Origin of the sequence: Faunimonas pinastri (assembly GCF_900110915.1) — a bacterium.
Classification (GTDB): domain Bacteria; phylum Pseudomonadota; class Alphaproteobacteria; order Rhizobiales; family Afifellaceae; genus Faunimonas; species Faunimonas pinastri.
The window spans coordinates 1-13,824 of record NZ_FOFG01000030.1 but is presented as its reverse complement, the minus strand read 5'-3'; the positions used below and the strand labels follow the sequence as shown (position 1 = coordinate 13,824).

Sequence of the window (13,824 nt, the reverse complement as noted above, 5' to 3'; positions counted from 1 at the left end):
CTCTTCTGGCTGGTGCTTCTTGCGCGGCATTCCTGGCATCCTCCAAAGCTTCAAAAGCCTACTTCACGGAGGACCACTTTTCAGGGGGCAGACCACATCAGCATCTCGCCGATCTTGTGGGCCAGGAGGTCCAGCGCGAAGGGCTTGGTGATCATGCCCATGTTGGTGCCGAGGAAACCGGCGCGGATGGCGGCGTTCTCGGCATAGCCGGTGATGAAGAGGATCGGCAGGTCCGGCCGGTGCTGGCGCGCGATCTCCGCAAGCTGGCGACCGTTCATGCCGGGCAGGCCGACATCGGAGATCAACAGGTCGATCGGGCGGTCGGCCGAAAGCACCCTGATCGCCGCCTGCGCTTCCGGAACCTCGACGCAGCTATAGCCAAGCTCAGCCAGGACCTCGCGGACTAGGAGCCGGACCGATTGATCGTCCTCCACCAGCAGCACGGATTGACCCCTGCCGCTCGGAGCGGCCGGGAGATCGGCAGCAGGTTCGAACACGGCGTCGTCGGCGACGGGAAGGTAGAGCTTCACCGAGGTGCCCTCGCCTTCCCGGCTGTGAATGCGGACCTGCCCGCCGGACTGCCGGGCGAAGCCATAGACCATGGAGAGACCGAGACCGGTTCCCTGCCCGATCGGCTTGGTCGTGAAGAACGGCTCGTAGACCTTTTCCAGCACGTCCGGCGCAATGCCGACCCCGGTATCGGAGACGGCTACCATGACGTAGCGGCCGGGCTTCACGTCGGGCTTGGCGGCGGCATAGGCCTCGTCCAGTTCCACGAGGCTGGTCTCGATCGTGAGCTGCCCGCCTTCCGGCATGGCGTCGCGCGCGTTGATAGCGAGGTTGAGGATCGCGTTCTCAAGCTGGTTCGCATCCGCCACGGCCGCCGGCAAACCCTCGCTCGCGACGACCCGGAGGTCCACCTGCTCGCCGATGCTGCGGCGGAGCAGGTCGTCCAGCGAGCCCACGAGCTGGTTGACGTCGAGCGCCTTGGCATCCAGCGACTGCCGCCGCGAGAAAGCCAGAAGTCGCGCCGTGAGCGAGGCCGCCCGTTGTGCCGAGGTGTTCGCCGCATCCATGAAGCGATCGACATCCTCCATCCGCCCGGAAGCGATCCGGCGCTTGAGCACGGCCAGGCTGCCGATAACGCCCGTCAGCATGTTGTTGAAGTCGTGCGCGATACCGCCCGTGAGCTGGCCTACGGCTTCCATCTTCAGGCTTTGCCGGAGGGCAGCCTCGGCCGCGGCGCGGTTCACCATCTCCTCGTTCAGGGCCTCGGTGCGCTCCACGACCCGGCGCTCCAGCTCCTCCTCGACCAGCTTGCGGTCGGTGACGTCGAGGACGAAGGTGTAGAAGCCATCCACCTCGCCGGCGGCGTCGCGGCGCGGCAGGTAGCGGATCTCGGCATCGCGCCGGCTTCCGTCGGGATGCGGCCAGTCAAGCTCGATACGCGTGGTTTCGCCCGCGAGCGCCCGGCGGATCGCAGGCATGCGGGCATCCAGCGCCTCGCGGGGCATGATCTCTTCGAGGCGCCTGCCGATCACCTCGTCCGGCGCCCGGTCGAACCACTCGCGGTAGGTTCGGTTGGCGAAGCGGTAGCGCAGATCGCGGTCGAGAAAACCGATGAGGACAGGCAGCGAATCGGCGACGAGCTGCAGCTCGGCCACGCTCGACGCCAACGCTTGTCGGCTGTTGTCGAGTTCGAGCAGGCGGTCGCGCATCTCGAATTGCTTCTGCCGCGAGCGCAAGGCGGCAGCGACCGTGCTGACCAGCGACTCCGCGCCAAGCGGCCGCTCCAGAATTACGACATTGGTGGCGGCCTCCGGCAGGTAGCGGCGGAGAGCCTGCGCATTCCGGTTGCCGGAGGACGGGCGGCCGGCAAGCAGGAGAAAGGGAATGTCCGACCATGGCGGTTCCCCCGCGAGCGCTTGGCCGAGCGGAGCCAGATCGCCCGTCAGCGCCTCCTCCGTCAGCAGGATCGCACCGAGGCGCGCATCCAGCGAACGTCCGATCGCATCGATGCCGGGCAGGACATGAGCCTCATAGCCATGGCTCGCCAGCACCTCCGCGAGGCTTTCCGCGTCACGGCCGTAGGGAGCCGCGATCAGGACACGGTATCCCTCCGCTGCCGTCCGATGGCTCAAGAGCGGTCTTCCATCAGCGGACCACCCGCGCCGACATAGGAAGGCGTTCCCGTCAGCACGCCCTGGAACTCGGTCAGCGGCTCGCCGACGCGGATGCCCCGCGCATCCACCCGGAGCTCCCGGATGCTGTCCCCATGCCCGCCGGCGCGATTCTTGAGAACCGAGATGGCCTTGCGAATCCGCCCGCCGGCCTCGAAGAAGCGGATCAGGATCACGGCGTCGGCGACATAGGAAATGTTGAGGCTGCTCAGCGACATGGTCCCCACCAATCCCTGCTGCGGATTGATCAGGAACGTCGCGACGCCGCGCTGGTTCAGGTAGGAAAGCAGCTCATGCATCTGCAGGATGAGCTGCTGCTCCTGCGACATCGCGGCGAGATAGCCGTTCAGGCTGTCGATGACGAGCAGCCGGCAGTCGCGGTCCTCCACCTCGCTCTGGATGAGGAAGGCGAACTCGCCCGGCGAGATCGCCGCGGGATCCATCTGCCGAACCGTCAGGCGACCGTTTTCGAGATGCTTGTCGAGATCCAGCCCCATGGTCTTGGCCCGGTACAGCAGCGTGCCGATGCGCTCGTCGAACTCGTAGATGGCGGCACGCTCGCCCCGCTCGCACGCGGCGAAGAGATACTGGAGCGTGATGGCCGTCTTGCCGGTGCCGGCCGGCCCCGTGATCAACGTGCTCGTGCCGCGAAGCGGGCCGCCGTCCAGCAGAGCGTCCAGTTCGGCCACGCCGCTCGCCACCGGCTCCCCCACGAAGGGCGAGGGATGGTCGGCAGCAATCAGCCGCGGGAAAACCTTGAGCCCGCCTCGCTCGATGACGAGATCGTGGTAGCCCGCGATGAAATCCACTCCGCGCAGCTTCTGCACTTCCAGCCGTCGCCGCGCCGCGCCGAAATCCAGCGTCAGGCGTTCAAGCGTGATCACGCCATGGCAGAGGCTGTGCAAATGCTGATCTCGCTCGCCATGGATGGTGGTGAGATCGTCGACCAGCAGGACCGTCGCGTGGCGGCCGGCGAAGAACTGCTTGAGGGAGAGCACCTGGCGCCGATAGCGCAGCGGGTCCTGCGCCAGCAGCCGCAATTCCGAGAGGCTGTCGAAGACGACGCGGCAGGGGCCGACGCGCTCCACCTCCCCCTCGATCAGCTTCACCGTGCCGCCCAACTCCATCTCGAAGCTGTGCAGGACGGATTGGTCGCGTCCGCGCCCCAGCACCTCGTCAGCGGAGGAGAGCTCGAACAGGCTGATGCCGTCCAGGCTCCAGCCGTGCGACCGCGCCACGGAATCCAGTTCCTCGCCCGTCTCGGACAAGGTGATGTAGAGGCCCCGCTCGCCCTTGGCCCTGCCGTCCAGCAGGAATTGCAGCGCCAGCGTCGTCTTGCCGGAGCCGGGAGTCCCCTCCAGCAGGAACAGGCGGTTCGCGGGGAACCCGCCGCGCAGAATGGTGTCGAGACCGGCATTGCCGGTGGATACGCGATCGGGTGTCGTCATCAAGCGTCCGGTCAGAGAAACCTCGGCGTCTGGGCGCCCTTGCCCGACAGCTTCTCACTATGTTCGGGCGCGCGCTCAAGCTTTTTGTTGAAGCCCTAAGTCTTTAGGAAAAATCCCGCGTCAGCCGGCTGTTTCCCGGCGGGAATGCGGCGACGCCAAGCACCCCGGGGCGGGAACCCGAACGTCATCCCACCGAGAGGAATCGGATCAGCGCGAAGCTGATGATGCCGAGCACGAGCAAGGACAGACAGACCGCCGCCGTCACCCTGGCCCCTGCCCTTGCCACCACGCGCACGTCGACGCCGAGCCCGAGGGCGGCCATGGAGATCGTGGTGAGGATGCCGGCGGTGGTGGCCATGGCCACCTGCAACGCGTGCGGGATCAGGCCGAGGGAGCGCAGCGCCGCCAGGATCAGGAAGCCGACGATGAACCACGGCACCAGTTCGTGTAGCCCGAGGCGGCCCGGCAACGCTCGCGCCGGCAACGGGCGTCCCGAAGGGCGCCCCGGGGGGAGGCCCGGCGGGAGGCGCTCACCGGCGCCCGGAATCGGCGACATCGCGTCCGGTTCGCCGCGCAGCCGGCCCGTGAGCAGCGACAGGCCGAACACGACGGGGCCCAGCATCAGCACGCGCACCAGCTTGACCACGGTACCGACCTGATTGCTGAGCGCGCCGATCGGCAGGGTCGCCGCAAGCACCTGCGGCACGGCATAGACGGTCAGCCCGGCAAGCACCCCATATTGCGTTAGCGACAGGTTCAGCACGGGGACCAGCAAGGGCAGCCCGAAGACCACCGCCACGCCCAGCACCGCGGTGAAGGCGATCGATGAGGCGATGTCGTCGGCATCGGCGCCGATCACGGGGGCCACCGCCGCGATCGCCGAGTTGCCGCAGATGGAGTTGCCGCAGGCCACCAGGATCGCCATCCGGACGGGCAGCCCCAGAAGCCGGCAGATCCCGTAGCTCGCCACGATAGCGATCGCGACGATGGCGGCGATCCCGAACAGGAGGGCGGGCCCGAGCGACAGCACGGTTGCGGCGCTGACGGAGGCGCCGAGCAGCACAACGGCGATCTCCAGCAGGATCTTGGCGCTGAACCGGATCCCCGGCTCCCAGCGCGGCCCCGGCAGCCACGCCGCCCGGAGAAGGACGCCGAGGAGGATCGCGAGGACCAACGCCTCCAGGTAGGGTTCGCCGGCAACCTGCACCTCCAGTATCTGGAGCAAGGTCGCCAACCCCGTGACGAAGACACAGAGCAGAATGCCCGGCAGAAGCCGGAGCGGTCGGGAAAACATGATGCGCCTCCGTGGAGGAGGCAACATCGCTTAAATCGACCGATCCGAAAAACGCATCTTACCGCACGAATCGATCGTCAGATTCGATCATTCACTCTCCCTCGCATCCCGGCCGGGTTACGCGAGATTGGCGCGTGGCGTGCCGGTCGACCTCGCACGGCGCTTCAGGGAGAACATGTAATCCAGCGTGCTTGCCAGGCAGATCGTGTAGCCCAGGAGCTCGCTTCCCTCTTCTACCGCCTTCTTGGCCACCTTGGTGTAGTCGGCGGCCAGCATGTGGTGCCAGAGCGTCGTGATACCGAACAGGCGCGAGAAGACGAGGATGACGATGAGGCCCGTCATCATCGTCCCGAAAGCGGGAGTGCGGGCGAATTCGGCAAGCCTGGCCAGCACCTCGTTCCGCCTTCTCCAGGCATGGAAGATACAGACCGCAGCCAGGAGAATGGCCGGGAAGAACCAGAACCCGTGGAAGACATGGTCGAACAACGCGTCGAGTTCTCGGATGAGCATGCAGCCGAAGAAACCCGCGACCAGGATGCCGAAGCCGGCATGACCGGGCAGACGCGAAGAGCGCCAGAAAAGCAGCGATATCACGAAGAGAGTCAGTTCCTGGCCGATCTCGGTGAGGGACATCTCGCCGAGATTATCCCCGAGGATCAGGACGTCCGCGAAAACCAGAACCAGTCCTGCGGCGATGACGATGGCTGTTCCCACAAATCTCAGCAGCGCGTTCACCGCTGCATGCAAATCGGTATTCATCACGTACTCGCAATCGAAAGCGGAACCCTACATCCCACTTCCGATTCGACTGCTGTTATGGAAGTCGCACCGGGCAAAAACGCCCCGGCGTCGTAAATCTGCAACAAGGCCCCGGCGAAGGACCTCCGGGCGAGCGACCCGATTCAGCCTTGGGCCGCGGGCGCCGCGGCCCCGATCCGGTTGCCAGCCAAGGCGGCCGCCTGCTCTATCGCCATTGGACGTCCGAGATAGTAGCCCTGCACCTTGTCGACGCCCAGGTCGCGGAGCACCTGCAGTTCCGCGAGCGTTTCCACCCCTTCCGCGACGGTGATCGTTTCCGTGCCGGCCGCGAACGACATCAACGCGGATGCCAGCGCGCGACGGGCGGTGTCGGAATCGATGTTCCTGACGAGGTTCATATCGAGCTTGATGAGGTCCGGGCGGAGATCGACCAGTCGCGTCAGGCTGGAATAGCCGGCGCCCACATCGTCGACCGCAATGCGCACGCCACGCGAGCGGACGCCAGCGAGCGCCGCGATCAGTTGCGTACAATCGGTGATGGATTCGTGCTCGGTTATTTCCAGAACGATCGCCTCCCCCGGCAACCCGTCGAACAGGGCCGGGAAGCCTGGGCTCATGATGGCTTCCGGAGAGGCGTTCACGGCGACATAGGCGCGGTCCAGCAAGGGCGCGAATTGCTTCAGCGCCTCACGGATGGCGATCCACTCCAGCTCCAGGCCGTAGCCGACCTCCGCCGCCTCCTGAAACCATACGTTCGGCGCGCGGTGGGGCAATCCGGCGAAACGCGCCAGCGCCTCGAAGCCGACCACCCGATCATCCACGAGCCGCACGACCGGCTGGAACACAAAGGTGAGTTCGTGCCGTTCGACCGCCTCGACGACACGCGCCTTCTTGGCTCGCTGAGCGCGCGCCGCGTCCAGCTCCTGGCTGATCTGGCCCGCCGTGAGATCGGCGAACGCCCGCATCACCTGAAGGTCACGGTTGGTCAGCGTCGGGTCGGGCTCGAAGCTCAGGCAGCAAAACATCCCGTATGCCTGGCCATCGGGCAGCCTGAGGGGAACGCTGATATGCGCGCCGATCGGCCCCTCGGAGGTGACGGGAAATGCCGCCGCTGCCGGCACCGCTCCGGTATCCGGCATCAGTTCCGGCAGCTTTCCTTCCAGGATCGCCTGGCAATAGGCGTCTTCCATCTGCCAGGACATGCCGTCCCAGATCCTGCCCTCGCTGCCCGGCGCGTCAGTGACGCGAACGATGCTGTGGTTGTCGATGATCTGCGAGACATAGGCGACGTCCATGCCGAGATGGGAGCGGACGGCCTTGATCACACGGCGGATCATCTCCTTGGCAGCGACGATCTCGGCCGGCTCCTCGGAACTGCCCGGTAGTCCGTTTCTCTCCACGTCCACCCGTCGCCTCGCTCAGCCCGCCCGATCAGGCGCATCGTGAACTACAACAAGGCCCATTCGTTTCTCTTAACGAGGAAAATACTCCCGAACAAAAGATCGCTCGGGAGCAGCGGACGCGGTTCGTTCGATGGAAAAGAATTCATCCACCGTTTATTTTTCTCGCGCCGGCTTACGTCTGTTTCACTTCGAACCCGAAAGTCTCCGCGGTTTCCATCAGGATGGACCAGGCTTCGTCGGAGGTGGCGTCGCCGTTCTTCATCAGGCTTCTGGCGCCGGAATCGAAGATAAACTGGAGGTCTTCGTTGGAGAGCGCCCCCGAATTAGACAGGCGATCGAGCAACGCCGCGAACATGGTGAAGCCGAGAATGCCTCGTGAGCCGACAGAGGCTACGGGCGCAGAGCCGCCATCGGAATGATCATCGTTGTTCATTTCCATCCCCCTGCGGCATTGTGCTTTGTTGCCTTGAAGTTTAGTAGAATACCGCAAGTCGATGTTCGTGTCCGAAACTGTTTCGGCATTGGCATGTGAAGCAATCGCAGGGGGTGGGATGCCTGAGATGGCTGAGCGGAGCTACAGTTCTAGAGCCGTCAGCGACACTGATCGCTATATTGGAAGTCAACTCCAGAGCCGCAGGACCGCGTTGGGCCTGACCCGGCAGGATTTGTCGGAACGAATAGGCATCAGTCCGCAGCAACTGCAGAAATACGAGGCCGGCCAGAACCGAATATCGGCCGGCCGATTGCTTGAGCTTGCTCAGGCGCTGGAGTCCAACGTTTCGTTCTTCTTCCCCGTCACGGAAGAAAAACGCGCGCGGGAGGCTCCGCCTCAAAGATCGACGCGGCTGTCTCGGGCCGATGCCGCGCAGTTTGCCGAGGCGTTATCAGGCGCCAAGGGCATCCGCACGCGTCGGGTGATGCTGGGACTTGCCCGCTCCATCCGACGAAAATCGCGGGATTGATTTCAGGCGACGCTTCGGGCGCGTTAGGATTAATTCCGAGCTGCACGAAGCTTCGGGCGTTCCGGACTCGTAATTAGGCGGGGTGTCTCTACATCACGCCTGGAGAGGTCGGAGGACTGAATGTTTCGCGTTTGGACGGCGAGTTTGTTGGGTCTGGGACTGGTGCTCAGTGTCGGGGTAGGCGTGTCGGAGGCAAGCAAGCCTCACCACCGGCATGTGCGACACCATGCTGTCCATCATCATAAAGCGGCCCGGCACCACCGGGACGGCCGCAAGTATCATCACCACCACCGGCATCACCACTCCCGGCTGGTTGGCCCCGATGGCGTCGCGACGGACCATCTCGGCCACTGAGAACCGCGCCAGTCCCGGCTGGCCCGAACTGGGACGGAGCCGGCTGCCTGCAATCGGAGCGTGAGGCTTTGCCGCCTCACGCCTTGCCGAGTTGTGTCCGCGCCTGCCCCAGCCCCCGGTCCAGCATCCGGTAGATCCTGAGCAGGCCGAGGGAGCTCTTCCCGGCCTCGCCCCCCTCGCCTTCCGCCTGCACCCGATCGGCCGCCTCGTCGATTTTGCTTCGCACCGAGAAGTTCGGCGGCTGCTGGCGCGCGGCGAGGTCCTCCCGCAACGATGCGACGGACGCGCAGAGCGTCCCGGACGCCTGCTCGACCTGCTCCAGCATCGTGGCGTCCACGAGCTTTCCTTCGCTGTGGCTGAGCATCGCGAGTTCGCGCAGCCAGTAATCGCAGGACAGGAGCACCGCCAGAACGCGGCCGGAGGAGCGCGGGCCCATGATGCCCCAGCTCTGCGTGAGCGGACGCATGAGGTTGCGCAGATCGCGGGCATTCGCGCCGTGCTTCCTGATTGCGCCGATGGGTTTCCCATCCTCTCCGCGCAGTGTGAGGGTCGCCTGCTTCACCACCTCTTCGAAGCTGCCGAGATAGGTTCCGAGAGCATCCCAGACCAACCTGCGCGTTCGCACCGGGAAGATGAAGGCCGCCACCAGTCCGCCGGAAATGCAGCCGATCAGGGTTTCCGCCAGCCGGAGCAGCAGCACTCCGCTGGAGAAATAGCCGAGTGCTCCGTAAAGCAGCGAAAAGGCGATCGTGATCCAGAAGACCAGCGCCCCATAGGACGTCGCGAAGACGTAATAGGCCGCAAAGAGGCAGGGGAAGACCAGGATCGTTTCCAGGAGCACATGACCGGAAAGCAGGCTCGCCACGGCAATGCCTGCGGCGATCCCGAGCACCGTGCCGACCAGCCGCTGGAACGTCTTGACGAAGGTGTCCGCCCGCGAATTCGTGCCGGCGAAGACGAAATAGGCTGTGATCACCGCCCAGTACCATCGCTGCGGCGACAGGAGTTCCCCGCCGACGATGGCCAGCCCGCAAGCGATCGTCACCTGCGCGGCGAGGCGGAGCGCGGCGGCATTGCTCGCCGGACCGGGAATCGGCTGCTGCACGGCCCCGATGCCGAACTGCCGGTCGGTGTTGCGGATGTCCTCCGCCCACAGGAAGTGCGAAGCCTCGGCGAAGGTACTCCGGGCGATGCGCAGTTCGCGCAAAGCGAGATCGAGGCGCGCGGCATCCGGATCGACGCCGGCCTTCGCCGCTTGCCGGGCGGCCGACCTGCCCAGGTCCGGTTCTTCCTCCGACATCTTTTCGGGATAAGGCTGAGCGGCGCGAAGATGCCGGGCGATCCCGGCCAGCGCCCGGTCCGCGTCCGGTTCCTGCTTTCCCCGGCCCGATACGACGAGTTCCACCACGCGCTCGACGGAGACCTGCAGCCGGAACAGCGCCGCCCTGAGCTCCCGCATGGTCTTCTCGTCGGCAATGATCGCATCGAGGAAGCTCTCCGCCATGGCGACCGTGCCGTTCAGGTTCGCGAGGCGGTCGCGCAGGAGCCGCTCGCCTCTCTCGCCCGGCGCTCCCGCCCTGAGCACGTCCCGCGTCCCCTCCAGAAGGTCGGCCATCCGCCGCCGGACCGCATGGAGAATGCTGCGGGCCTTTCGAACCGGGCGTTCGGGGAAGATCCAGAAACGGCTGGCATAAGCCGAGGCCGTGCCGATCGCCGCCGCCACCAGTTCCTGCGGGACCATCGAGAGCGGCGGGTGGAGATAGCTGCCGATGAAGAAGCCGACATAGCTGATGGTGCCCAGCCCGCTCCAGCGCGGTCCGAAACGGCGAAGGCTCACGGCCACGAAGATGATGAGAAGAAACGTCGCGTCGGTGAGGATCGTGTGGCCGTGCAGGGCCGCGGCGAGGTTGAACGTGACGAGCCCCGGCAGGGGCGCTATGAGCACTGTCAGGCGCTGGGCGCCGAGCTTCTGGTCGCGCACCAGGACCGAGGTGAACAGGCAGAGCATGACGCCGATCGACATGGCCGGCAACGGCAGCTTCAGGAGGCCGTGGGTCAGGAAGAGCACGCCGACCGCGAGGATCAGCGAGCCGACGATGCGGCTGGCGAATTGCAGCCGGATGAAGCCGGGGTCGGACGCCAGCAGACGGTTCGGAAACGAGGCCATCGCCCGTTTGAACTGGCTCAGCATGAACAGGCCGTCTCCCCTCGGACCGCAGCAGTGACGGTAAAGCTCGTCCCGGCGAAGATAACGGGCGAACCCGGGGAAAGTCTCGTGGCTTCCTGACGAGATCAGAACCGGGCAATCAGAATTTCAGGACGATGACGCGATGACGCTTTCCAGTTCCGACACATCCGCCGTTTCCCGGCCAGCCCTTTCCCCCTGGCGAAGGACGCTGCTCGCGCTGGCGGCCCTGCTCGGTGGCGCCGGCGTCATCCTCGGCGCCGTGGCCGCCCACAAGGCCGGCGCCGAAGGGCTGGTCACGGCCTCCTCCTTCCTGCTCTTCCACGCGACGGCGATCTTCGCGCTGAACGCCGCCCCCGGCCGTCGTCGGTTGCTGGCGGCGGCACAGCTCGCCATGCTGATCGGCGTCATCCTGTTCGCGGGCACGCTCACCCTGCACATTCTGGGCGGCATTCACCTGCAGCCGAGCCCCGCCCCCTGGGGCGGCACGCTGATGATCCTCGGCTGGGTGCTCGCGGCCATCGGGATCATCGCAGCATGAGCTTCGACCGCGATACGCTGCGAACCGCCATCCTGCAGGCGCTGAACGAACGCGGGCCCGGCCGCACGCTCGCCCCGATGGATATCGCCCTCCAGCTCGCCGGGCCGAACGAGAAGGCATGGAGCGAGTTGATGACGCCGCTCCGCCGCGAGGCCGTGCTGCTCGCCCATGAGGGCCGGGTCGTGATCCTGCGCAAAGGCCGACCGGTCGACCCCGACGACTTCAAGGGCGTCTACCGCCTCGCGCTGCCGCCGGAAAGCGACTGACGGGCCGCCGGTTCAGTCCCAGTCGGGTCCGAACTCCGGGTTGACCATCCGCCCGTCGGGCTTCGCAAGCAGCGAGATGCGGCCCATCTCTTCCGGTGTCAGCGCGAAGTCGAAGATGTCGATGTTCTCCGCGACCCGACGGGCATTCGAGGAACGCGGGATCGCGATGTTGGCGGGCTGCTCGACGTGCCAGCGGAGCACGATCTGCGCCGCCGTCTTGCCCTTCCCTTCCGCGATTTCCGCGATCAGGGGGTCGTTCAGCAACTCGCCGCGACCGATCGGCGAATAGGACGTCATCGCCATGCCGTGCTTGCGGCAGGCGGCCAGCATCCGGCTCTGGTCGAGATAGGGGTGGTGCTCGACCTGATTGACGACCAGCGGCTCGTCGGCAAGGCGGACCGCTTCATCCAGCAGACCGAGCGTGAAGTTCGAGACGCCGATGTGCCGGGCCAGCCCGCGCCGCCTGGCGTCGCAGAGCGCCTTGATCTGCTCCGCCAGCGGCACGTTCTTGCCGGGCCAGTGGATCAGCAGGAGATCGACCTGGTCAAGGCCGAGCTTCTTCAGGCTTGCCTCCGCCGAGCGCTGCAGGGCTCCGTCGGCGAGGTCCGTGTGCCAGACCTTGGTGGTGACGAAGATGCGGTCGCGCGGGGTGACCTGGGTGCGGATCGCCTCGCCCACCTCCGCTTCGTTGCCATAGGCGGCGGCCGTGTCGATGTGGCGGTAGCCGTTTTCCAGCGCGGCCTGCACCATGTGGATCGCCGTATCGCCGGTGAGCCGCCACGTCCCGAAACCGATCGTCGGGATCTCCGCTCCATTGGCGGAAATGCTGAGTGTCATGCTGTCTCCTGTGCCCGGACCGGAAGGAGGAGCGGTCGACCCGGGCATCGACCGCTCCCCTCATCAGCCTTTGCGGCTTGCTTCGTAGCGGGCGCGCGTTTCCGCATTCGGGGGATAGAGACCCGGCAGCGAAACGCCGTTCGCCACTTACGTCATGATCCACGCCTCCAGCCGCTCCTGCTCGGGACCGGCGAAGGCAACCTCCTCCACCAGCGCGGCGGGGATGACGACGGTACCATCGCCATCCGCCACGATTACGTCACCGGGAAAGACCGCGACGCCACCGCAGCCTACCGGCTGCTGCCACCCGACAAAGGTCAGGCCGGCCACGGAGGCCGGGGCGGCCGTACCCGCCGACCCGACCGGCAGGCCCGTTTCCGTCACGCCGGCGAGATCGCGCACCACGCCGTCCGTGACGAGCCCGGCAAGGCCCCGCCTCGCCATCCGCGCGCAAGGGATATCGCCGAAAATGCCCGCATCGGTTACGCCCATGGCGTCGACCACCTCCACCGCGCCTTCCGGCATGGTCTCGATCGCGGCGCGGGTTGAGGTCGGCGACGACCAGGATTCCGGGGGCGCGAGATCCTCCCGAGCCGGTACGAAGCGGAGCGTGAAGGCAGGACCGACCACCCGGCGCCCTTCCGCCGCCTTCAGCGGCATGGGCCCGCGCATCCACGTGCGACGGATGCCATTCTTCAGCAGTATCGTGGTGATCGTCGCTGTGGACACGTTGCCGAAGGCGCCGACTAGGTCCGGTGAAAGCGGCATGGCGGGGTCCCTGTCCAATCACCGATTGGTAGGTCACCCCGGCAGCAACATCAACGCATACGGGACCTGTTCCGCGCCCGCGCGCCGTTCTCGCGAGCCGTTCAGCCGGCCTTGGCGAGTTTCAGGTCGGACCGCACCTCGGCCGCGCGGCGCGCGGTTTCCTCCAGCAGGCATCGGCCGGTCGCCGGCTTGCCCGACGGGCCGGTGCGGATCGTATCCTCGAACTTGCACTTGGCGTCGCGCCAGTCGATCCAGATGCGCTGCGCGTCGCGAAGCTCGGTGCTCGCATCGCCGCTTAGCGTCTTGCGAAGGTTCTCGTAGTCGTCACCGAGGATCTTGTCCCAGACCGCCCGCTCGCGGCGGCTGCATTCCACCGTGCCGAGCTTGGCGGACGCGCCGGAGGCCTCGGCACACTTGTCGGCGACCACGCCGATGCAGGTTTCCACGGCTCCCCCGCCCTGGGTGGCTGACGACATGCATTGCCGGATCGCGGTGATGTCCGTGGCGGCGGGTTCCGGCACGGAGTTCTCAGCCGCGGCGGCCGCTCCCATCGTCGAACCCAGAAGCGCGATCGCGCCCGCGATAGCCAGTCCCTTCAGCATGTGCCCTCCTCGCATCATCCGTGACGCTCTGTCCGGCGCAGCGTCGGCGCCCTCCAGGTGACAACGTCGCGAGCGGCAAAGAGGATGCGTCACCCTGTCCCGAAAGTGGGTGACGCAGAAGGTGAGCCCCTAGGTTCTGAACTCATTAAGGGTTGAGCTTCTGGTCGAAGGCTGATTCACCTGTTCGGGGAGGAGCATGGTGATGGCGCGTTACGATCTCAGCGA

12 protein-coding genes and 1 pseudogene are annotated in these 13,824 nt (G+C 66.1%); 3 read left to right on the top strand and 10 right to left on the bottom strand.

Translation table 11 applies throughout. The features are described from left to right. Positions 1-80: 80 nt before the first annotated feature. From BMY25_RS19990 to BMY25_RS19965, 6 genes are all read right to left on the bottom strand, one after another. Positions 81-2,141 (bottom strand): hybrid sensor histidine kinase/response regulator, encoded by a 2,061-nt coding sequence (locus BMY25_RS19990; protein ID WP_092499997.1) that lies wholly within the window; start codon positions 2,139-2,141, stop codon positions 81-83. Continuing rightward, on the bottom strand, positions 2,138-3,628 hold the full coding sequence (locus BMY25_RS19985; RefSeq protein WP_092499995.1) for an ATPase domain-containing protein: 1,491 nt from the start codon (positions 3,626-3,628) through the stop codon (positions 2,138-2,140). Before BMY25_RS19985 ends, BMY25_RS19990 begins: the two co-directional genes overlap by 4 nt. 184 nt (positions 3,629-3,812) lie before the next feature. Beyond that, positions 3,813-4,922: a YeiH family protein gene (locus tag BMY25_RS19980; RefSeq protein WP_092499993.1), complete on the bottom strand. Its 1,110-nt coding sequence runs from the start codon at positions 4,920-4,922 to the stop codon at positions 3,813-3,815. 117 nt (positions 4,923-5,039) lie between these two features. Further along, entirely contained in the window at positions 5,040-5,681 is a 642-nt protein-coding gene (locus tag BMY25_RS19975; RefSeq protein ID WP_092499991.1) for a hypothetical protein, read from the bottom strand. A 143-nt stretch (positions 5,682-5,824) separates the two neighbouring features. Beyond that, on the bottom strand, positions 5,825-7,087 hold the full coding sequence (locus BMY25_RS19970; protein ID WP_092499989.1) for a sensor domain-containing phosphodiesterase: 1,263 nt from the start codon (positions 7,085-7,087) through the stop codon (positions 5,825-5,827). 169 nt (positions 7,088-7,256) lie between these two features. Beyond that, a complete protein-coding gene (locus BMY25_RS19965; RefSeq protein WP_143062074.1) occupies positions 7,257-7,517 on the bottom strand; it encodes a hypothetical protein in 261 nt (86 codons plus the stop codon). A 61-nt stretch (positions 7,518-7,578) separates the two neighbouring features. On the opposite strand from BMY25_RS19965, the gene BMY25_RS19960 reads away from it, so the two are divergent. Further along, a complete protein-coding gene (locus BMY25_RS19960) occupies positions 7,579-8,046 on the top strand; it encodes a helix-turn-helix domain-containing protein (RefSeq protein WP_092499985.1) in 468 nt (155 codons plus the stop codon). 430 nt (positions 8,047-8,476) lie between these two features. Here BMY25_RS19960 and BMY25_RS19950 read toward each other — a convergent pair whose 3' ends face one another. After that, entirely contained in the window at positions 8,477-10,591 is a 2,115-nt protein-coding gene (locus tag BMY25_RS19950) for an FUSC family protein (RefSeq protein ID WP_092499980.1), read from the bottom strand. Positions 10,592-10,730: 139 nt separating this feature from the next. Here BMY25_RS19950 and BMY25_RS19945 point away from each other — a divergent pair, with 139 nt between their 5' ends. Both BMY25_RS19945 and BMY25_RS19940 read left to right on the top strand, forming a co-directional pair. Next, positions 10,731-11,126: a DUF423 domain-containing protein gene (locus BMY25_RS19945; protein ID WP_092499978.1), complete on the top strand. Its 396-nt coding sequence runs from the start codon at positions 10,731-10,733 to the stop codon at positions 11,124-11,126. Then, positions 11,123-11,392 (top strand): DUF3253 domain-containing protein, encoded by a 270-nt coding sequence (locus tag BMY25_RS19940; protein ID WP_092499976.1) that lies wholly within the window; start codon positions 11,123-11,125, stop codon positions 11,390-11,392. Before BMY25_RS19945 ends, BMY25_RS19940 begins: the two co-directional genes overlap by 4 nt. 12 nt (positions 11,393-11,404) lie before the next feature. Here the strand turns inward: BMY25_RS19940 and BMY25_RS19935 are convergent, their stop codons facing one another. From BMY25_RS19935 to BMY25_RS19925, 3 genes and pseudogenes are all read right to left on the bottom strand, one after another. Beyond that, positions 11,405-12,229 carry an aldo/keto reductase gene (locus BMY25_RS19935; RefSeq protein WP_092499974.1) on the bottom strand — a complete coding sequence of 275 codons (825 nt, stop codon included), beginning with the start codon at positions 12,227-12,229 and terminating at the stop codon, positions 11,405-11,407. Between the two features lie 63 nt (positions 12,230-12,292). Then, positions 12,293-12,997, bottom strand: a pseudogene (locus BMY25_RS19930) (ribonuclease activity regulator RraA). 101 nt (positions 12,998-13,098) lie between these two features. After that, complete coding sequence (locus BMY25_RS19925; RefSeq protein ID WP_177176967.1) at positions 13,099-13,599, bottom strand: lysozyme inhibitor LprI family protein; 501 nt, start codon at positions 13,597-13,599, stop codon at positions 13,099-13,101. Positions 13,600-13,824 lie beyond the last annotated feature (225 nt).

Bases quoted from the DNA above. Each gene is read 5' to 3' on its own strand.
- BMY25_RS19985 (WP_092499995.1), bottom strand. From the start codon at position 3,628: ATGACGACACCCGATCGCGTATCCACCGGCAATGCCGGTCTCGACACC.
- BMY25_RS19980 (WP_092499993.1), bottom strand. From the start codon at position 4,922: ATGTTTTCCCGACCGCTCCGGCTTCTGCCGGGCATTCTGCTCTGTGTC.
- BMY25_RS19975 (WP_092499991.1), bottom strand. From the start codon at position 5,681: ATGAATACCGATTTGCATGCAGCGGTGAACGCGCTGCTGAGATTTGTG.
- BMY25_RS19965 (WP_143062074.1), bottom strand. From the start codon at position 7,517: ATGAACAACGATGATCATTCCGATGGCGGCTCTGCGCCCGTAGCCTCT.
- BMY25_RS19960 (WP_092499985.1), top strand. From the start codon at position 7,579: ATGTTCGTGTCCGAAACTGTTTCGGCATTGGCATGTGAAGCAATCGCA.
- BMY25_RS19950 (WP_092499980.1), bottom strand. From the start codon at position 10,591: ATGCTGAGCCAGTTCAAACGGGCGATGGCCTCGTTTCCGAACCGTCTG.
- BMY25_RS19945 (WP_092499978.1), top strand. From the start codon at position 10,731: ATGACGCTTTCCAGTTCCGACACATCCGCCGTTTCCCGGCCAGCCCTT.
- BMY25_RS19940 (WP_092499976.1), top strand. From the start codon at position 11,123: ATGAGCTTCGACCGCGATACGCTGCGAACCGCCATCCTGCAGGCGCTG.
- BMY25_RS19935 (WP_092499974.1), bottom strand. From the start codon at position 12,229: ATGACACTCAGCATTTCCGCCAATGGAGCGGAGATCCCGACGATCGGT.
- BMY25_RS19925 (WP_177176967.1), bottom strand. From the start codon at position 13,599: ATGCTGAAGGGACTGGCTATCGCGGGCGCGATCGCGCTTCTGGGTTCG.